Source organism: Methylobacterium sp. GC_Met_3 (assembly GCF_026540775.1).
GTDB lineage: Bacteria > Pseudomonadota > Alphaproteobacteria > Rhizobiales > Beijerinckiaceae > Methylobacterium.
In genome coordinates this window covers 126,902-146,913 of sequence record NZ_JALNUL010000006.1, presented here as the reverse complement: position 1 = coordinate 146,913, position 20,012 = coordinate 126,902, and the positions used below count along the sequence as shown (strand labels likewise).

Genomic DNA, 20,012 nt, shown 5'->3' with positions numbered 1-20,012 from the left:
GCCCCCATGTCCGATGTGACGCCCCATCTCGGCCTGCCGCTGATCGCGGCGAGCCAAGCGCAGAAGCATGTCACCCACAACGAGGCGCTCGGCCTCCTCGACGCCGTGATCCAGCTAGCCTGCCTGGACAAGGATCTCTCGGCACCGCCGCCGAGCCCCACCGAGGGCGACCGCTACCTCGTGGTGACGTCGAACCCCGGGGGCGCCTGGGCCGGGCTCGCGGGCCAGGTGGTGCACTACGCCGATGGCGTCTGGGCCGGCTTGGTCCCGCGGGCTGGCTGGCTCGCCTACGTGGTGGACGAGGCCGACCTCTACATCTTCGACGGCACCGCCTGGACGAGCGTCCGACGCACCCTCACGATGGTCCAGAGCCTGAGCCGTCTTGGGATCAACACGGAGGCGGACAGCGTCAACCGCCTCGCCGTGAAGGCGGATGCGGCGCTGCTGAGCTGGGACGACGTCACCCCCGGCTCCGGCGACATGCGGGTGAGCGTCAACAAGAAGGCGGCGGCGCGAGACGCGGGCTTCGTGTTCCAGACCGGCTACTCGGCCCGGGCGCTGTTCGGCACCCTCGGGGGCGACGACTTCGTCCTCAAGACCTCGCCGGACGGAGCGGCCTTCACCACCGCGCTCACCGCCTCGGCGGCCACGGGCGTCGTCGCCTTCGCGGCGAGCCCGACGGCGCCGACGCCCGCCCCAGGCGATGCCTCCACCCAGCTTGCAACCACGGCCTTCGTCGCCGCCCGGGGCATCCCCTTCCGCAACCGCCTCATCAACGGCAGCTTCGCGATCAACCAGCGCAACGCGTCAGGGTCGCAGCTCGCCTACGCGGCCGGTGCCTACAGCGTGGACCGGTGGAAGGCGGGGGCGAACGGCGCCACCCTGTCGTTCGCCACTGCCGGCAACGGCGACGTGACCGTGACGATCACCGCCGGATCGCTCGTGCAGGTGATCGAGGGCGGCCTCTCCCTGCCGGAGGGCGGTCCCTACGCCCTGTCCTGGCGCGGTACGGCCGCCGGGCGCGTCTATCCCTCCGGCGCCTCCAGCCTACCCGCCTATGCCGGCTCCGGCACGTCCACCACCCTGACGGCTGGATCCAACACGGTGGTCGAGTTCACCGCGGGCACCGTGAGCCTCGCGCAGCTCGAACCGGGCAGGATGGCCACCGCGTTCGAGCGACGGGACGACGAGATGCGCCGCTGTCAGCGCTACTATCAAACCGGAACCCTCATCCTCTTCCGGGCGAACGCCTCCGGCGCATTCGGCGGCGGCGTCGTGCCCCTGCGCATCGCCGGGATGCGGGCCGTTCCGACCGTGGTCGCCGCCAACGACGGCAGCGGCAGCTACACCGGGTCGATCGTGTTCGGTGCGACCAGCCCGGAGGACCTGCGGGTCTGGTTCGGGGCGGCGGGAGCCGCCGGCGACTACTGCCCGGTCGCCTGGACTGCCAGCGCGGAGCTGTGAGCCGGTCGGCCGGCGACAACGCGCCCTTCCGAGGCCCCGCGCCTCCCGCCCGGCCGGCGCCCGGCCATCCCCGACGAGCTTGCGCGGCCGCTCTTTCCATCGTGAGGATGCCATGACTGCACCGCTCGTGCGGGCGACGTTCTTCGCCCGTCTCCGCGCCGCCGGACCATGCGGGCGGCACCTCGCGCAGGTTGAGGTCGACGGGCTCTCCGCGCTCCTCGACGCCTGGGAACGGCTGGGCTGGCCCGCCGACCTGCGCCCGATCGCCTACACGCTGGCGACCGCGTGGCACGAGTGCCGGCTCGACCTCTCGATCCGCGAGGAAGGCCTCGGGCGCGGCCACGCCTACGGCACGCCGGTGAACGGTCGGGTCTATTACGGCCGCGGCGCGAGCCAGCTCACGTGGCTTGCCAACTACCGGACCTTCGGCCGGCTGCTCGGGCTCGACCTCGTGGGCGATCCGGATCTGGCGCTCGTGCCGGCGACGAGCGCGGCGATCCTGGTGCTGGGCGCCCGTGACGGCCTGTTCCGGCCCGGCCACACGCTCGGCCGTTACTTCGGGGAGCAGACCGACGATCCGGTGGGCGCGCGGGCCATCGTCAACGGCGATGGGGCGAAGAACGGTGCGCGGATCGCCGCCTACCACCGAAGCTTCCTGGCCGCCCTGGAAGCCGCGCTTCCACCCGCCGCGTCGAGCCCGCAACCGACCGCCTGGTGGCTGCGCCTGCGCGAGGCGGTCCGTCACAACATGCAGAAGGGTGCCTGACCATGGGATTCCTCGCCATCCTCCCCGCGCTGCTCGGCGCCGTCGGCCCGATCCTGGCGCGTGTGCTGCCCGACGAGGGCCAGCGGCTGCAGGTGCAGCTCGATCTGCAGAAGGCGCTGATCGACCAGCAAGGGGATCTCAGTCGGGCCATGGCCGAGGTGATGAAGGCCGATGCCTGCTCCGAGAGCCCGCTCGCCCGCAACGCCCGGCCGATCACGGTGCTGTGGGCCCTGGCGATGATCACCTGGGTCGGCGTCGTCGCACCGATGATCGGCCTGCAGGTCGAGGTGGTGGCCGCGCTCAAGGGCGTGCCGGCGGAGCTGTGGTCGCTGCTCACCGTGGGGATCGGCGCCTACATGCTGGCGCGCTCGGTCGACAAGATCGTGCCGCAGGTTGTGGGACCGAAGGGGTGAGCCTCGAGAGCCGCGGGAGCGCATCGATGACGGACGAGACTGTACCGCGGACGCGAGCTCCGCGGGCGGGGGGCGGCGCGCGAAGGAGCGGGGCCATGGTGGACACGCTGCCCGAATGGATCGGGCGCCTGATCGAGCGCGTCGAGGCGACCGGTCGTCAGATGGACGTGCTCGGCGGCAAGCTCGATCGGATGGACGAGAAGCTGGAGGGCGTGGCCTACCGGCGCGACATCGAGCTTTTCGTGGCGCGCGACGAGATCGAGCGGCGGATCGACAAGGCGGTGGACGGGGCGAAGTCCGACGCGGCGAAGGGGCTGGCCGAGGTCAACGGGCAGGTGCGGACGCTGTACCGGATCGGCTGGGGGCTGGCCTCGGCGGCGCTGCTGGCGTTCGGGGGAATCGTGCTGGCGAAGATCGGCCTGACGACGGGGCACTGAACGGATTTGGGATGGGCGCGTATCGCGCGGGAGGCTGCCGGCCTCCGGTGCCGCCCATCAGGGGTCGGGCCACGGATTAAAGTGGTCGCCGGGGCGTCTAATCTCCGTGAACGCAACCTTCCCAGCCCCGCCGGCGGCCGCCGCGCGGGGTTTTTTTCTTCGCCCTCCGGCACCGACCCCTCAGCGCGCCGCCGGGAGTTGGATTAAGTCGGATGCGCCAACGTCTAACCCCACACTATGCCAAGCTTTGGAATCGTTCGGCATAGGAAGCTGAGTTTCGGGAGGCGTTCTGTGCGTTCAGTTGTTTTTGGCCTCGTCATCGCTGCCCTGCTTCCGATTGCGGTGCAGGCTCAGGAGGCCGGGGATGCGGCCGCGGGCGAGAAGGCGTTCGCCCCCTGCAAGGCGTGCCACAATTTCCAGAAGAACGGCGTGGGTCCCGACCTGAAAGGCGTCGTCGGGCGCAAAGCGGGCACCTATGAGGGTTACAACTACTCAGCGGCTTTGAAGAACTCGGGCATCACCTGGGATGAGGCCAACCTGCACGAGTGGTTGAAGAACCCGAAGGCCAAGGTGCCGGGCAACAAGATGATCTTCCAAGGTTACACGGACGATAAGAAGATCAACGACGTGATCGCCTACCTCAAGACGCAGTCCTGACGCTGAAGTCGCCGAGCCGTTTCGTTTCACGGCTCGGCCCTTTCCGCTATCGGCCTCGCAGGAAGAAAAACCAGATCAACAGGAGGACCGGGATCGGCACTCCCAAAAGCCACAGTAGGCTACCTGTCAGCATGTTCGACTCCTTGGACTGAAGGAGCAACCCTCCGGCTTCGCCCCCTGTTCCGGGGCGCTAGACCCCCGCGGCCTGGCTCGCTCCGTCGCGCCGAAACGCGAGGCGACGGAACGCCTGGGCCATTTGGACGGGCGCCCTGACGCAGAACGCCCCCGTCACCGCTGCGGCATACGCCGGATCGAGCCGATATTGTCCGGCGAGAGATCCGCTTCGAGACTGGCGTGCGGGCGCGGTGCTGCGGCTTTGGCATCAGGGCGCGCGGCAACCGACACCGTCTTGTTGGCGATCGACCCGGTGGTGGCGGGTCCATAACGGCTCGGCCAATCCTCCACCGAGAGGGCCCTGGTGGGCTTCTGGTCGCCGCAGCCCTCGCAAACGGAGACCAACCAGGATTGCCAGAGTCCGGCGGTCTTTTCTCGGACAGAGTCCGCGCGCTCGCGATGCGCGGACGCCAGGGCGACGGTATCGAGATCCGATTGCTGCTGAGGCGCGACCGAGGTCAGGCCCGCATCGCGCTGGCCGCCGCGCTCGTCGAACGGACGATCGCGCCGTTCCGGCGTGACGGACGGACGGATCCGCAAGGACAGCGGATCTGGCGGCGCGGGCTCGGTAGAGCACCCGACGCAGATCTTGGTGGAGATCGCGTCGTCTAAGACCTGCCTCGGCGTCGGGCGCTCGATCGGCGTGACAGATGTTGGGCTGGCATCGCGGCTCGGTGGTTTGGTCTGTCCAACTGCGGTGGTGTTGGCTACTTTCTCTGCCGACAATGCGCCGCCGCCAGTACTCGTTTGATCGGTCTGCGCCAATGCCGCGCCGATTGGCAGGGTGCTGACCAAGGAAGCGGCGATCACGGTTCGGATTGCTGTCATGGCATCCTCCATGACAATACAATCGCTCACATCGCGCTGGGTTCAATGCCTTGCCTCAACTCAATAGCCAGCAGAGGCAATGCGGAGCTGTCCCGAACGCGGATTGCTGCCGTGGGACCTGTTGGCGCAGAGCTTTGAGGTTCGGACGCGTGCGGGCGTGAGGCGATCGCTCGCGAAGCATCAACCGTCAGCGTGCCGTTCGGGATGCTCTCGGCAATACGGCGCGATGCGCGCCGGATCCGTCACGGCGCAGGCAGCCATGCACGGCCGGGTGCATCGACCGAGTGTCCTCGGACATTTTCGGAGAGGAAAAAGCGGGCCCCGGGGCCGAAGCCCCGGGTTCTGTTGCTAGGCGTGCCCACGCCCCGGAAGATTACGCCGCGAGGCGCATCTCCATGCCGACGTTGTCGTTGGCATTTAGAGTTTTGGTCAGGTGCCTGGAACGGGGGTTGCCCGCGCCAAACCGGTCGAGTCCTTACCGAAAGTCGCATCTTACCCTGCCGAAGCAGGACAGAACTCGCGATCCCTTTACCGCCCAGTCGAACCTGTTTCACCCCCACGAGAAGCATCCTGGCAGCGCGCTGTCCGCAATGCCGGACGCTCGCTCTGACCCCGTGTGGTATCGAGGGCAGGATGCTTCTGGTGGAGGCGCCGGGTACCGCCCCCGGGTCCTGAAGCGTTATTATGAACCGGTCATCAACTTCGCGAGGACCTTACTCCGGAAGCGGATCCGCGGTCCAGCAACAAATTGCGCCCCGTGTCGGACACGGAGCCGCGGACCTTCCCCCGGAAGCGGGGAATCTTCGGCGTGCGCCGCGGGGGAACCGGGCGCGACCTCAGCCGTAGTGCCGGCACGATGCCGTTTGCACCCCGATGTCCAGCCCTACGCCTACCCAACGACGCGCCCGCCGCGGGACGTCAACGGCCACGTATTCAGGGCACATTCAGTGCCCCCGGTCCACATCTCCTACCAATGCGCTACGCCATCGCCCTCGTTGCTATCGGCCTGACTGCCGCGGCCCTCGCCGCGGGCGGCCTCGGCTCCATGGCCGATGATGGGCCGGCCCCGCAGACGGGCGCAGTTTCCGGCCAGGCGCCGCTTCGGATCGAGACCTGCCTTTCGCCGGCCGACATGCGCGAGGAGGTCGGCGAGCGCCGGGTGATCCCCCCCGTGGCGGCGATCCGGGCGGCCCGGTCGGTGATTCCACGGGCCGAGATCCAGCGGGCGAGCCTCTGCCGTCATGAGGACACCCTCGTCTACATGCTGACTGCCTTGCGCCGAGACGGTCATTTCGTGCACGTCATCGTGGACGCGCGCACCGGCAGTGTGGCTGGGCAATATTAAGCGGGCGCCGAGATCGTTTCGGAGGGGAGTGAACCGTGCGTCTGCTCGTCGTGGAGGATGACAAGGACATCAACCGGCAGGTGGTCGCCGCCCTTGAGGAGGCCGGCTACGTCGCCGACAAGGCCTATGACGGCGAGGAGGGCGGCTATCTCGGCGAGAGCGAGCCTTACGACGCCATCATCCTCGACATGGGCCTGCCCAAGGCGGACGGCGTCACAGTGCTGCAGAAATGGCGCCGGGCCGGGGTGAAGACGCCGGTGATCATCCTCACCGCCCGGGACCGCTGGTCCGACAAGGTCGACGGCTTCGATGCCGGCGCCGACGATTACGTCACCAAGCCCTTCCACATGGAGGAGCTGATGGCCCGGGTCCGCGCGCTCCTGCGCCGCGCCGCCGGCCACGCTTCCAGCCAGATCGCCTGCGGACCGGTCACCCTGGATACGCGCTCCGGCAAGGTCTTCGTCGACGGCGCGCAGGTGAAGCTGACGAGCCACGAATACCGGCTGCTCTCGTACCTGATGCACCATACCGGTCGGGTCGTGTCCCGGGCCGAGCTCACCGAGCACCTCTACGACCAGGATTTCGACCGGGACTCCAACACCATCGAGGTGTTCGTCGGGCGCCTGCGCAAGAAGCTCGCCGTGGACCTGATCCAGACGGTGCGTGGCCTCGGCTACCTCGTGGATCCCAACCAGCCGCCGGCTCGGGTTTGAGCGGGGCGCCGGGCCCCGGCACGATGCCGGCGGTCTTCATGCGCGCAGGCGTCGGTGGCCGGTCGAAAGCCCGGAGCCGGACTGATCACAGAGGCGTCTGCCCGTCTTCGCGGCCGGGAACCGCGTACATGCCGGTGCTCCGGAACTCGGTCGGGCTGATCCCGTAGACGCGCCGGAAGACCTTGGCGAAATAGTTGGGATCGGGATACCCGCATCCGCTGGAGACCGCCTTGATGCTGAGCTGACCGTTGACCAGCAGGCGGGCTGCCAGATCCATCCGTTGCCGAACCACGAACTCGGCCGGTGCGACACCCTTGGTGCGGGTGAACAGGCGGCTGAAATGGGACCGGCTCACGCCGGCAACCGCCGCCAGCGTGTCGATATCGAGTGCGCCGCCCAGATTCGCGCGGATAAACGCGATGGTGCGATCGACGGACTCGTTGCCCGTCGCGGCGTCGTTCCGCGCCTCGCAGGCCATCACGTCGTCGTAGACCAGCATGATCGCCTGATAGGCCAAGCTGGACGCTTGTCCCGCACCGGACAGGGGCACCCGCAGCGACGAGCAGACGGCCGCGAGGGCATCCACCGTCTCGGTTCGCAGGCGGAAGACAGGCCCGGCGACGCGTAGGATCGCCCGGTTGAGCCGCAGGGCTTCCCGGCCGGTGATCGCGATCCAGAAGAACGACCACTCCTCGCCCGGCTCGATCCAGTAGCGGTGGGCGTGCGGGATCGAGACCAGCATGGTCTGCCCGGCCTCGGGCCGCCACAGGCGCCGCTCGTATTGCAGGCGGCCCCGGCCGGCCACGGTGTGCTGCAGGACGGAGAACGGCGTCTGTCCGCGCTTCAGCCCGTCCCAGTCGTAGGCGCCCGGCTGCGCCCGCTCGTGCCCGGCGCTCGTCGGCATGACGTGGAAGCCGCCATGCCGGTGCGGGAACGAGATGGTTCTGCGGAAGGGCCCCGCCTGCTGCAGCGCATCGAGCATAAAATTACCCGCGAAGGTCCCAATTTCCTCTTCCACGGCCCGAGCCCCGGGCGTAGCGTTATCTCACAGCAACAAGAATATTTCTGTGCACGGTCCAGGTGTTACGGGCCGTGGGAGGGCACGATGGCCAGCTTCAAGATTGCAATCATTGGTGCAGGGAGCGTCGGTTTTACGCGAACATTGGTGCGGGATATTCTGTGCGTTCCTGAATTGCACGATATCGAGGTCGCGCTTACTGATATCAACGCGTGTAATCTCGGCATGATCTCGGAGATCCTGAACAGGATGATCTCCGCCAACGGGCTGCCAACCAAAGTCTCGGCCACGACGGACCGGCGGGAGGCGCTGGCCGGTGCCCGGTACGTGATCAACTGCACCCGGATCGGCGGTCTGGAGGCTTTCGCGGACGATATCCGGATCCCGCTCCGCTACGGCATCGACCAATGCGTCGGGGACACGATCTGTGCCGGCGGCATCCTGTACGGGCAGCGGTCGATCGCGGCACTCCTCGATTTCTGCAAGGACATCCGCGAGGTCGCCGAGCCGGGGGCGCGCCTGCTGAACTACGCCAACCCGATGGCGATGAACACCTGGGCGGCGATCGATCACGGCGGGGTCGATACGATCGGCCTGTGCCACGGCATCCAGCACGGCTGGAAGCAGATCGCCGAGGTTCTCGGCGCCGAAGATCCGAACGCGATCGAATACGTCTGCACCGGGATCAACCATCAGACCTGGTACGTCGACATCCGCTGGAACGGCCGGCGCGTGTCGGCCGAGGAACTGCTGGCCGCCTATGAGCGCCATCCGGTCATCTCCAAGCAGGAGAAGGTCCGGATCGACGTCCTGCGCCGCTTCGGCGTCTACTCGACCGAGTCCAACGGCCACCTGTCCGAGTATCTGCCCTGGTACCGCAAGCGCCCCGACGAGATCGAGCGCTGGATCGACCTGTCGGACTGGATCCACGGCGAGACCGGAGGCTACCTGCGGGTCTGCACCGAGGGCCGGAACTGGTTCGAGCAGGAGTTTCCGCAATATCTCGCCAGTTCCAGCCGGCTCATCGACCCGGCCCGCAGGACCGTCGAGCACGCGAGCTACATCGTCGAGGCACTGGAGACCGGGCGGGTCTATCGCGGCCACTTCAACGTCAAGAACAATGGCCTGATCACGAATCTACCCGCAGACGCGATCGTCGAGAGCACCGGCTTCGTCGATCGGTTCGGCCTCAACATGGTCGCCGGCCTCACCCTGTCGGATGCCTGCGCGGCGCCCTGCATCGCGTCGATCAACGTCCAGCGGATGTCGGTCAAAGCCGCGGTGACCGGGGATCTCGATCTGCTGAAGCAGGCCGTGCTGAACGATCCGCTGGTGGGCGCGGTCTGCACGCCGGACGAGGTCTGGCAGATGATCGACGAGATGGTCGTCGCCCAGGCCGCGTGGCTGCCGCAATACGCCGGGGCGATCGAGGGCGCGAAGAGGCGGCTCGCGAACGCGACGGTGCGGCGCCGGGACTGGGCCGGGGCCGCGCGGCTCCCGGTCCGGTCGGTCGAGGAGATCCGGACGGCGCAGCGCACCGGCAACGAGACCGTCGCGCCGGACGAGCAGATCGTCGCCTGAGACAACGGCCGGGCGGAGCATCCACCCGGCCGTCAACGACAAGAAACACATCGAGGGAGGAAGACCGTGGGGATCTTCAGGCGCCACATGCTGGCGATGGCAGCCCTGTTCCCGCTGCTCGCCGCGGGACCCGCATGCGCGGAGCCGACGACGCTCACCTATTGGGTCGCGTGGGACCCGCTCCAGGCCGAGGCCAAGGCGGCGCAGGCAGCCATCGTGGATTTCGAGGCCGCCAACCCCGACATCAAGGTCAAGACGCAGGTCATCGCCTACGACGCCCTGCACGATAAGCTGGTGACGGCGCTCGCGGGCGGCGATGCCCCCGATATCACCTGGGGCCTGAGCGAGTGGTTCGGCGAGTTCAACAAGATGGGCGTGCTGGCCGACCTCAGCGCCCACGCCAAGACCTGGCCCGACCTCGGCGCGCTGTATTCCAACGTCGTCCAGAACTTGACGATCGACGGCAAGCTGCGGGCGCTGCCCAACTATCTTGGGCTGCGCGCGCTGCTCTATCATGCCGATACGCTGAAGGCGGCAGGCATCGCGGCGCCGCCCAAGACCTGGGACGAGCTGGTTCAGACCTCCGCCGCCATTCAGGCCAAGACCGGAAAGCCGGGCTTCGGCATCGTCGGCAAGGGGGCCCGCGCACCGCAGGAACTCCTCACCTACCTCGGCCAGAACGGCGTCGAGATCGCCAAGCGGATGCCGGACGGGAAATACCGCAACACCTGGGCCGAGGCGCCCGAGGACCTCGAACGGGCGACCGGGGTGCTGGCGCTGTACGGGCGGCTGCTCTCCGAGAAGGCGATCCCGCCGCAATCGGCCAATTGGGGTTGGGAGGAGGAGGACACCAACTTCGCCCTCGGCCAGTACGCGATGGTGATGAACGGCTCCTGGATGAAGGGCCGCATCGACCAGAATCCACAGACGATGCGGGATGTCGCCGTAGCGCCGCCGCCGGCCGGACGAACGGCCGCGACCTTCTTCGAGATCGCCCCGCTCTACATCTTCACCGGCAAGCACCTCGATGCCACTTGGAAGTTCGCCACCTTCCTGCTGAGCCGGGACGTGCAGACCAAGGTGTTCCCGGATCGCTCGCCGCGCTCCGACGTGACCGGTGATCCGGTCTGGGGCAAGCCGTTCACGGATCTGGTGCCGATCGGCATCGCCTTCCCGCCGATCGTCCTGGGGTCGATCCCGCGCGACATGGAGACCGCCCTCGGGCGCGTGCTCCTCAAGGGCGAGAAGCCACCCGCCGTCGCGGCCTGGCTCGCGCAAGCCATCAACAAGAGCCTGAAACGCTCCGGACAACTCTCGGAATAACCGCCGAACTCGGCTCTCGGGATCCAGGCGCGGGGAGGCGCGGGCGTGACAACCATGGATATGGCAACCGGATCGATCGCGTCCCGGCCGCAGGCCGGCATCGGACGCGCTGCCCGACGCGTCTTCTGGCCGTCGGCGCGGGTCCGGGCCGCCTGCGCTTTCCTCGCCCCGGTCGCGGTCTTGGTCGCGGCCCTCATCGCCGCCCCACTGGCCGGCGTGGTGTGGAACAGCCTGCACCATGCCAGCCTGATCGATGCCACGGTCGGCGGCTTCGCGGGTCTCGACAACTTCCGGATGGTGCTAGATGACGAGCACTTCCTCCCGGCGCTGACGCATACGCTGGTCTGGACCATCCTGTCGGTCGCCGGAGAATATGCCTGCGGGCTCGCCACTGCCCTGGCGCTGGCCCAACCGTTCCGGGGGCGTGCCCTGGTGCGCGGCCTCATCATCCTGCCCTGGGTCATCCCGATCGCCATCGCGGGCGTGAACTGGGCTTGGCTGCTCAATCCCGATTACGGGGTCCTGAATGCCTGGCTGGTCCGTATGGGCGTCCTGGCCGAACCCCATGACTGGCTCGGACGCAGCGAGACCGCTCTGCTCACGGTGACCTTGGTCAATGTCTGGCGCAGCTTTCCCTTCTACACGATCAGCCTGCTGGCGGCGCTGACGTCGATCCCGGACGACCTGTACGAAGCCGCGGCGCTGGATGGCGCCGGAATCGTCCGGCGCTTCTTCGTCATCACGCTGCCGCACCTGCGGCCGGTATCGCTGACCCTGATCGTCATCCACGTGATCTGGACCGCGATCAACTTCGACTTCATCTGGGTGATGACCCAGGGCGGTCCGCTCGACGCGACGGAAACGCTGCCGATCCTGATCTACCGCTACGCCATGCAGGAGTTCGACGTCGGCCTCGCCTGCGCCCTGGCCACCCTGTCGATGGCCGCGATGGCGACGCTCTTCCTTGTGCAGGCCCTCGTCGTCCGGGCGCGGGAGGCCCGCTGATCATGGTGGTCTCCGCACGTCACCGGACCCTGTCCGGGCTCGCCACCGGCTTCGTGCTCGTGTTCTTCGTGGCGTTCTGCGTCTTCCCGTTCCTCTGGATGCTCGACACGGCGTTCAAGCCGGCCGCCGAGGTCTTCAGCACGGCACCGACACTGTGGATCGCGAGCCCGACCCTGAGCAACTTCCGCGCGGTCGTGCTGGAGAGCCCGTTCCTCATCTACTTCGGCAACAGCCTGATCGTTGCCGGAGCCTCGACGATCCTGACCGTCAGCCTCTCGGTCTTCGCCAGCTACGCGATGAGCCGCTGGTCGTATCTGTCGGTGACGCAGATCGTCACCGGGGGGCTGATCGTCTCGCAGATGATCCCCGGCGTCCTGCTGCTGATCCCGCTCTACGTCCTGATCCGCGACATGGGATTGCTCAGCACCTACGCGGCGCTGGTGATCGTCTACTGCACCTTCATGGTGCCGCTCGCCAGCTTCATGCTGAAGGGCTTCTTCGATGCCGTCCCGCGCGAGCTGGAGGAGGCGGCGGCGATGGACGGGTGCTCGCGCCTGGGCTTCATCCGGCGCATCCTCCTGCCGGTGACGCTCCCGGGCCTGATGGCGACCGCCGTCTTCGCCTTCATCGCCGCCTGGAACGAGTTCATGTTCGGCTACGTGCTGATCAACGACGATGCCCGCCGGACGCTGACGCCGGGCATCATGCTCTTCAAGGGATCGCACCAGACGGATTGGGGCTCGCTGACCGCCGCCTCCGTGCTGGCCGCGGTGCCGGTGGCGCTCGGCTTCGTCTACGTGCAGCGGTTCCTGATCACCGGTCTCGCCGCGGGTGCGGTGAAGGGCTGATCCGGCGCGGATCGTTGAACAACGTCAAAGGGTTCGGTGTGCGATGACGTCCATCCGCTTGCGGCAGATCTCGAAGACGTTCGGCGACAAGACCGTGATTCCGCCCCTCGATCTGGAGATCGCGGGTGGTGAGTTCGTCGTCTTCGTCGGGCCCTCGGGCTGCGGGAAATCGACCCTGCTGCGCCTGATCGCCGGTCTGGAGGAGATCTCCGGCGGCACGATCGAGATCGACGGGCGGGATGTGAGCCAGGCTCCGCCGGCCGAGCGCGGCCTTGCCATGGTGTTCCAGTCCTACGCCCTCTAACCACATATGAGCGTCGCGGAGAATATCGGCTTCCCGCTGAAGATGGCCGGCGTGCCGAAGGCGGCGATCGCCGGGAAGGTGGCGGAGGCGGCGAGCCGGCTCAACCTGACCGAGCTTCTCGAGCGCCGTCCGAGCCAGCTGTCGGGCGGCCAGCGCCAGCGCGTGGCCATCGGCCGGGCCATCGTCCGCGCGCCGAAGGCGTTCCTGTTCGACGAGCCGCTCTCGAACCTCGACGCCGCCCTGCGGGCCGGCATGCGGATCGAGATCTCCGAGCTGCACCGGCAGCTCGGCACCACGATGATCTACGTCACCCATGATCAGGTCGAAGCCATGACCATGGCCGACACGATCGTGGTGCTCAACAAGGGCCGCATCGAGCAGATCGGCTCGCCCCTGGAGATCTACAACACGCCCGCCAACCTGTTCGTGGCGCAGTTCATCGGCTCGCCGACGATGAACATCCTCCGCGGCCCGGCGGCGGACGCGCTGGGCGCCCCGGTCATCGGGATCCGGCCCGAACATCTCACGATCGTGCCCGCTGCCGGCAACGGCACGGCCGACGGGCTGCCCGGCATCGCCGCTCTCTCAGAGCACCTGGGATCCGACACGTTCGTCCATGTTCGGCTGAACGAGGGTGCGACCGTGAATGCCCGTGTGACCGGTGAATTCCGGATCGACCGCGGTGCCCCGGTGATGGTCGTCCCCGAGCGGGCGCATCTGCACCGCTTCACCGCGAACGGCGAAGCCCTGCGCATCTGATCATCAAAGCCTCTCATGGAGCGCCCGCGACCGGGCGCTTTCCCCCGGCACGCGACGGTGCTGCGGGCGTCCCTCAAGCGGCTCCCAGTTCTGATCGACGACACGCGTTCCTGACAACCGGCCCACCGCAAGGTGCGGCCGGCAAAGCCGTTTGTCGTCGGCAGAAGAGCCAGGCCCGTGAAGCGGTATGGCAGGGGCGACCCCCCATCACCCGGAGGTCCACATGTCGGATAGCACCACGCACGCTCAGACGAGCGACGGGTCAGACAATACCGTGAAGGCCGATTTTTGGAACAAAGCAAGAACCGGAGCCTTCCGTGGCGGCGCGAGCGGCTTCCTCTACGGTCTCGGCGACGACGGCGTCCCGACGCAGGCCCTGATCAACGGGGCGTACATCACCAACGCCTCGCAGAAGGCCCCGTACGGAACCCAGCACCCGTCGGGCGATGTCCTGGAAGTCGAGAAGAGCTTCTTCGCCGGTTACGGCAAGGACATGTGCATCTACATTCAGGACTATTACCCGGACTGGGCCTACAACGGCGGCGTGCGCCCCGGCGATACCCGGACCTACAACCTGAAGGACGGGACATTCACGGAGACTGCGAACGGAGTCTGGGACTATCTCGAAGTCATCGAGTTCGTGACCGAAGCGGTCGCCACCCAGTCGGCTCGTCCTGAGCGCTACGTCTTCGTTCCGTTCAACGAGCCCGATGGCGGGAACTGGTACGCGAACTGGTCCAAGATGAAGCAGCAGTTCCTGGACGACTGGAAGGCGGCCTACGACAAGATCCAGGCCGTCTGGGCTCGCCACGGACTCGGCCATGCGCGGATCGGCGGCCCCGCCCACACGCAGTGGCGCAAGGACCAGTCGACCGACCTGCTGACCTTCGCGCGCGACAACAAGTGTCTTCCGGATGTCTTCATCTGGCACGAGCTGGGGGTCGACAATCTGAAGACTTATCCGATTCACTATCAGGAGTATCGCGCTGTCGAGACTTCGCTCGGCATTTCGCCGATCGCGATCAACATCACCGAATACGGCATGCTGCGGGACATGAGCGTTCCGGGCCAGCTCATCCAGTGGATGTCCCTGTTCGAGCAGACGAAGATCGATGCTCAGGCCGCCTACTGGAACTATGCCGGCAATCTGTCCGACAACACCGCGCGGCCGGCCGGAGCCAACGGTGGTTGGTGGATGTTCAAGTGGTACGGCGATCTCAACGGGAGCGAGACCGTTCAGATGACGACGCCGTCGGCCAAGACGGCCGACATGCTTCGGGCGATCGGTGCCATCGATACGGACAACCGGCGAGCCACGATCCTGTGGGGCGGCCAGGATGGCGATGTCGCGCTGGCTGTCACGGGGCTGGATACGGCCCTGTTCGGAACCAGCGTGGACATCGAGGTCAGGCAGGTCGTGCATTGCGGCACGGAAGGACTCTCGGAAACCCCGCGGGTCATCCAGGCCGCGCGGAAGATCGACCTCACGAATGGCGGTTTCAGCCTCACCGTTCCGGGCTGTGACCGGTATTCCGGCTATCAGATCCTGATCACGCCGGCCCAACTGCGTGACGTGGTCCAGTCGTTCTCCTCACAGACGTGGCTGATCTCGGCCGAGGCGGAGAACCTCTCCATCACGAACGCCAAAGTCTTCTCGCACAGCCCCACCGCGTCCAATGGCTGGCAGTTCCTGGCGTCCGGCGGCCGCGATGTCGGCCAGTTCAACGATCCCGGATCGCGGCTCGATTGGAAGGTCACCGTTCCAAAGGACGGATTGTATCGCCTTCAGGTGATCGGATCGACACCCGGAACGCCCGGGCGGCATGCCCTGTTCGTGGATGGAAAAGATCAGGGGATCATCCAATACGCGGCGGATCTTTCTTTGACGACCACGGATCGGTGGAATTACCGGGGCAGCGCCGAGCGGTCCGTCGTGCTGACAGCCGGTGAGCATACGCTGTCCATCCGGGCGAGTTCCAACGGGGTCTCGAAGCTGCCCGGATCCGACATAACCCTAGACAAGCTGTTCCTCAAATACCTCGGCGATGGCGAGATCACCGAATACCCGTCGACCACCTTCCGCTTGAGTGGCGGATCGAAACTGGACTGGGGGATCGATAACGCGGGCTACGCGGTGCTTCCGGATCAAGGGGCGGCCCATCTCTACGTGACGGCGATCGAGCGCGGCTATTACGATGTGGTGCTCGCGTGGTCCTCGTCCGGCCCGGCGGCAATCACGCTGTCCCTGAACGGGCGTGATCTGCCGATTCCCTCGGCCGACCAGGCCGGCCGCTGGCAGAGCGGGCTGACCGTTCATCTCACGGAGGGGATCAACGAGATTGTTCTCACGTCATCTGCCGAGCTGCGCGTTCAAACGCTCACGACCAAGAGAAACTCCGGGGCGGATGCGAACGCCTATCGGGTCTCCGCCGAGAAGGCGCAGGTGCTGGGCTCCGCGAAGTTCGTGACCGTCAAGCAGTCCGACGGCTCCAACGTGTCCGGCAGCGGCTACGTGACCGGTCTCGGTGGCGGGGCGGCCAACGCGCTTCAGATCAGCCGGCCCGCTTCGGTCGGATCGGGCGATTACGATGTCACGATCGTGTATTCGAATGCACAGGTTGCCGGCAAGCATGAGTACAATCCGCAGGTCGTGGATCTGAAGATCTCCATCTCGGAAGCCGATGATCTCGTCGGATCGACGCGCTTGAGGTACACGTATAGCTGGGTGAGCTTCTGGCAGAAGACCCTGCCGGTCACGCTGAAGACGAACGACACGCCCTTGACGATTTTCAGCCCTGGCGATGTCGGGCCGTACATCGATGCGGTCGTGCTTGCCCCCGTGCAGCCAACGCGGTCTTTCACGTCTCTGATTGTGTGAGGTGAGGGCGCCGTCACTCTGCACGGCGCCCATGGAGCGTCGGCCTTTCTGAAGGAGGTTTCGACGCGCCGCCTTCCGTGACGAAGGCTCATCGCGTGGGCCGGCCCTCTCCGAATGGGGGAGCCGGCTCGCCCCGAGCAGCCGGCATGCATTCTTGACCCGGACGAAGCGGCGCTGCAGATCGGGGCGGCGGCAGGCCGGGCCGCCAGGGGCCGTACTTGAGGGACCGGGTCGCGTGGTGACCGCGTCGTGATTGACCTGATCGGCCTCTTCTCCCTGCGCCGCCGCTCCATCGCGGTGCGGCTCGCCGTCTCGGCCTTCCTGTCGAGCTCCGCGATCCTGCTGATCGCTGCCTGGATCCTGACTACGCTCTACCGCGAGAACACCGAGCGCGCCTTCGACAGCCGTCTGCTCGTCTTCACCAACAACCTCGCCACCGATCTCGTCTCGCCGAACGATCCCGAGAGCCGGACCTTCTCGCTGGGCGATCCGCGCTTCGATCTGCCCCTGTCGGGCTGGTACTGGCAGGTCGGCAAGCCCGATGCGAAGCCCCGGGACGTGCGCACCTCCCGCTCTCTGGTCGGCGTGCCGCTGCCGCCCGCCACCGATTCCGAGGGCAAGATCGGGGTCGGGCAGATCCGCCAGGGCTACGGCCGGGCGCAGGACGGGCGCCTCCTGCGCATCATGGAGCGGGACGTCGATCTCGGCGAGGAGGGCCGCTACACGGTCCGGGTCGCCGGGCCGGCGGACGAAATCGTCAACGATGTCGACCGCTTCCGCAATTCGCTGACCATCACGTTCGGCCTGCTCGGCCTGTCGCTGGCGCTCACCACCCTGCTGCAGATCCGGTTCGGCCTCGCGCCCTTGAAGAAGATGCGCGCGGCTTTGGGCGCCGTCCGCCGCGGCGAGGCCGACCGGATCACCGGCACCTATCCGCGCGACATCGCCCCGCTCACCGGCGAGGTGAACCTGCTGATCGAGACCAACCGCGAGATCCTGGAGCGCGCCCGCACGCAGGTCGGCAACCTTGCCCACGCCCTCAAGACGCCGCTCTCGATCATCGTCAACGAGGTCGGCGCCTCGGACGCACCGGAGGAACTGGCCCAGAAGATCCGCGAGCAGGCGGCGGTGATGCGCGATCAGGTGAACTACCACCTCGACCGGGCGCGGGCCGCCGCGCTCGCCGGCACGCTCGGTACCTCGACGGAGGTCGAGCCGGCGCTGGCCGGCCTCGTGCGCACCTTCGGCAAGATCTATCGCGACAAGGACATCGCCTACGACGTCCACGTCCCGCCAGGCCTGCGCTTCCGAGGGGAGCGCCAGGACTTCGAGGAGATGGTCGGCAACCTTGTCGATAACGCCTCGAAATGGGCCCATGCCCGTGTGGCGATCCGGGCGGAGGCTGTGACCAAAGCCGATTATCCGCACTTGGTCGTAGCCATCGAGGATGACGGTCCCGGTCTTCCGCCGGAGGCGCGCCAGGCCGTGCTCGGCCGGGGGCGGCGGCTCGACGAATCGAAGCCCGGTTCCGGTCTCGGCCTGTCCATCGTGGCGGATCTCGCCACGCTCTACCGGGGTCGCTTCACGCTGGAGGAGGCGGCGCTCGGCGGCCTGCGGGCGGTGCTGGAGGTGCCGGGCGATGCGCCCGTGGGTGCGGCGGCGCATTGACGCGATCCGGGGCACCGGATCGTGTTTCGCGGTCCGGTCCAAGTCTTCGTGCCGCTGAGTCCTTTGTCTTCGCTCTTGTCTTCGCGCGGCAGTTGCGTGACACCAGGCCGCCGCCGGGGGGCGTCGTGGCGTTCCGCCGCCGGCTCCACATGGTGTGGAGAGACGTACGGGCCGGTTCGGCCCGCTGGCGAAGGTTCGATGACGGCGATCTGGTTCATTCTGGCGGCCATGACCGCGGCGGCCGTCCTGGGCCTGCTCTGGCCGCTGTCGCGGCGCGCCGTCGTGCCGACTGGCGAGGCGGGTGGCACCGCGATCGCCACCGAGACCGCCTTCTACGAGGATCAGATCGCCGAAATAGCGCGTGATCAGGAGCGCGGCCTGATCGCCCCGGAGGAGGCCGAGTCCGCCAGGGCGGAGGCGGGTCGGCGCCTGCTTCGGGCAAGCCGCGAGGTCAGGCTGGAGGCCGAGGATGCCGGCATCGTCGAGGCCGCGCGCCCGGCCGAGCCGCGCCTGCGCCGGCGTCGGGCGGCCTCGGCCTTCGCGGTCTCCACCATTCCGCTGGTGGCGCTGATCGCCTACGGCCTCTACGGCTCGCCGGAACTGCCGGCCCAGACCGAAGCCGACCGGCAGGCGACCCGCGGCGGCACCGACGAGTTGATGAAGGCCGTCGGGCAGATCGAGGCGCGGCTCGCCCGCGATCCGAATGACGCCCGTGGCTGGGCGGTGCTCGCCCCGGTCTACATGCGCACCGGCCGTTTCGACGATGCCGCCCGCGCCTACGGCAACATCGCCCGGCTGAAGGGCGAGACCGCCGAACTCCTGGCCGATCAAGCCGAAGCCCTCACGGCGGCGGGCGACGGCACCGTCACCCCCGAAGCCAAGGCGCTGTTCGAGAAGGCGCAGGCCAAGGATCCGAACGCGCCGAAACCCCGGTTCTTTCTCGCCCGTGCCGCCGAGCAGGCGGGCGATACCGACGGGGCGATCCGCCAGCTCGCCGCCCTCGAAGCTGCCAGCGCGCCGGACGCGCCGTGGCTCGGGATTGTCCGGCAGAGCCTGGCGCGCCTCAAGGGTGAGCCTGCGCCGCCGCCCTCGGTGCCGCAGGCGGCCCCGAAGGTCCCGGCCGAGCAGCAGGCCGCGATCCGCGGCATGGTCGACGGGCTCGATGCCCGGCTGAAGGCCGGCAGCGGCACACCGGACGAGTGGCTGCGACTGGTTCGGTCCCGGGCCGTGCTGGGTGAGCACGATCAGGCCACCGCGGCCCTGGCCCGTGCTCGGACGGCGCTCGCCGGCGATCCACAGGGTTTGGCGCAGGTCGAGCAGGGCGCTCGTGCCATTGGTCTGGAGCCGGCGGGCGGGTCGTCGCGTTTGACCGAGCCGGCCCCGGCGCCAGCCGGACCGGCGGCCCGGGCCGAGACCGAAGCCGCGATGGCAGCCGTGCGCGCCATGCCGCAGGCGGAGCGCGACGCCGCCATTCGCGGCATGGTCGAGGGGCTCGACCGGCGCCTCGCCGCCCGGGGCGGTACGCCGGACGAGTGGATGCGCCTCGTGCGTTCCTACAGCGCGCTCGGCGAGCGCGAGCAGGCGGTCAGGACCCTGGATCGTGCCCGGATGGCGCTCGCCGCCAACGGCGATGCGGTAACGCGGCTCGACGGACTCGCCCGGGAACTCGACCTGCCGCCGAAGCCCAATCCCTGAGCGTGACCGTCACGCGGCGACGGCCGTACGACAATCGGTCCTGATGCCCGCCCTTGACCGGCGCTCTCCTGAGGCCGACACCCTGAGGAGCTAGAATGAGAACGGTTCGGGGTTGGGCGGGCGACCGCCGACCGGA

Annotated in this window: 16 protein-coding genes, 1 other RNA gene and 1 pseudogene; 15 read left to right on the top strand and 3 right to left on the bottom strand. The window is 67.7% G+C overall.

Features of this window, described 5'->3' with window-relative positions; translation table 11 throughout:
- Positions 1–6 precede the first annotated feature (6 nt).
- From OXS27_RS11020 to OXS27_RS11000, 5 genes are all read left to right on the top strand, one after another.
- Complete coding sequence (locus tag OXS27_RS11020) at positions 7–1,464, top strand: DUF2793 domain-containing protein (protein ID WP_267356219.1); 1,458 nt, start codon at positions 7–9, stop codon at positions 1,462–1,464.
- Positions 1,465–1,576: 112 nt separating this feature from the next.
- Complete coding sequence (locus tag OXS27_RS11015; RefSeq protein WP_267356217.1) at positions 1,577–2,230, top strand: glycoside hydrolase family 19 protein; 654 nt, start codon at positions 1,577–1,579, stop codon at positions 2,228–2,230.
- A 2-nt stretch (positions 2,231–2,232) separates the two neighbouring features.
- A complete protein-coding gene (locus OXS27_RS11010; RefSeq protein WP_267356215.1) occupies positions 2,233–2,643 on the top strand; it encodes a 3TM-type holin in 411 nt (136 codons plus the stop codon).
- A gap of 95 nt (positions 2,644–2,738) precedes the next feature.
- A complete protein-coding gene (locus OXS27_RS11005; RefSeq protein WP_267356213.1) occupies positions 2,739–3,080 on the top strand; it encodes a hypothetical protein in 342 nt (113 codons plus the stop codon).
- A gap of 291 nt (positions 3,081–3,371) precedes the next feature.
- Positions 3,372–3,737 (top strand): cytochrome c family protein, encoded by a 366-nt coding sequence (locus tag OXS27_RS11000; RefSeq protein WP_267356211.1) that lies wholly within the window; start codon positions 3,372–3,374, stop codon positions 3,735–3,737.
- Positions 3,738–4,025: 288 nt separating this feature from the next.
- Here the strand turns inward: OXS27_RS11000 and OXS27_RS10995 are convergent, their stop codons facing one another.
- A complete protein-coding gene (locus OXS27_RS10995; protein WP_267356209.1) occupies positions 4,026–4,751 on the bottom strand; it encodes a hypothetical protein in 726 nt (241 codons plus the stop codon).
- Positions 4,752–5,079: 328 nt separating this feature from the next.
- Positions 5,080–5,456, bottom strand: a transfer-messenger RNA (tmRNA) gene (gene ssrA / locus OXS27_RS10990).
- A gap of 256 nt (positions 5,457–5,712) precedes the next feature.
- Here ssrA and OXS27_RS10985 point away from each other — a divergent pair.
- Entirely contained in the window at positions 5,713–6,084 is a 372-nt protein-coding gene (locus OXS27_RS10985) for a PepSY domain-containing protein (protein ID WP_243924159.1), read from the top strand.
- A 35-nt stretch (positions 6,085–6,119) separates the two neighbouring features.
- Positions 6,120–6,797, top strand: coding sequence for a response regulator transcription factor (locus OXS27_RS10980; protein ID WP_091717324.1), 678 nt, complete (start codon positions 6,120–6,122; stop codon positions 6,795–6,797).
- A gap of 85 nt (positions 6,798–6,882) precedes the next feature.
- Here OXS27_RS10980 and OXS27_RS10975 read toward each other — a convergent pair whose 3' ends face one another.
- On the bottom strand, positions 6,883–7,815 hold the full coding sequence (locus tag OXS27_RS10975; protein ID WP_346732984.1) for an AraC family transcriptional regulator: 933 nt from the start codon (positions 7,813–7,815) through the stop codon (positions 6,883–6,885).
- An 87-nt stretch (positions 7,816–7,902) separates the two neighbouring features.
- Between OXS27_RS10975 and OXS27_RS10970 the strand changes: the two genes are divergently transcribed.
- The 8 genes and pseudogenes from OXS27_RS10970 to ccmI all read left to right on the top strand — a co-directional run bounded on the left by OXS27_RS10970 (position 7,903) and on the right by ccmI (position 19,876).
- Entirely contained in the window at positions 7,903–9,396 is a 1,494-nt protein-coding gene (locus OXS27_RS10970) for an alpha-glucosidase/alpha-galactosidase (protein ID WP_267356206.1), read from the top strand.
- Positions 9,397–9,462: 66 nt separating this feature from the next.
- The gene (locus OXS27_RS10965; RefSeq protein WP_267356204.1) at positions 9,463–10,719 is read left to right on the top strand and encodes a sugar ABC transporter substrate-binding protein; all 1,257 of its coding nucleotides are present in this window, start codon (positions 9,463–9,465) and stop codon (positions 10,717–10,719) included.
- A 54-nt stretch (positions 10,720–10,773) separates the two neighbouring features.
- Complete coding sequence (locus OXS27_RS10960; RefSeq protein WP_243924325.1) at positions 10,774–11,724, top strand: sugar ABC transporter permease; 951 nt, start codon at positions 10,774–10,776, stop codon at positions 11,722–11,724.
- 2 nt (positions 11,725–11,726) lie between these two features.
- On the top strand, positions 11,727–12,572 hold the full coding sequence (locus OXS27_RS10955) for a carbohydrate ABC transporter permease (RefSeq protein ID WP_267356202.1): 846 nt from the start codon (positions 11,727–11,729) through the stop codon (positions 12,570–12,572).
- A gap of 43 nt (positions 12,573–12,615) precedes the next feature.
- A pseudogene (locus tag OXS27_RS10950) lies at positions 12,616–13,635 on the top strand (ABC transporter ATP-binding protein).
- Between the two features lie 223 nt (positions 13,636–13,858).
- A complete protein-coding gene (locus tag OXS27_RS10945; RefSeq protein WP_267356201.1) occupies positions 13,859–16,513 on the top strand; it encodes a hypothetical protein in 2,655 nt (884 codons plus the stop codon).
- Between the two features lie 249 nt (positions 16,514–16,762).
- The gene (locus tag OXS27_RS10940) at positions 16,763–18,181 is read left to right on the top strand and encodes a sensor histidine kinase (protein ID WP_243924169.1); all 1,419 of its coding nucleotides are present in this window, start codon (positions 16,763–16,765) and stop codon (positions 18,179–18,181) included.
- 198 nt (positions 18,182–18,379) lie between these two features.
- Positions 18,380–19,876 (top strand): c-type cytochrome biogenesis protein CcmI, encoded by a 1,497-nt coding sequence (gene ccmI / locus OXS27_RS10935; protein ID WP_267356198.1) that lies wholly within the window; start codon positions 18,380–18,382, stop codon positions 19,874–19,876.
- The last annotated feature ends 136 nt before the right edge of the window (positions 19,877–20,012 follow it).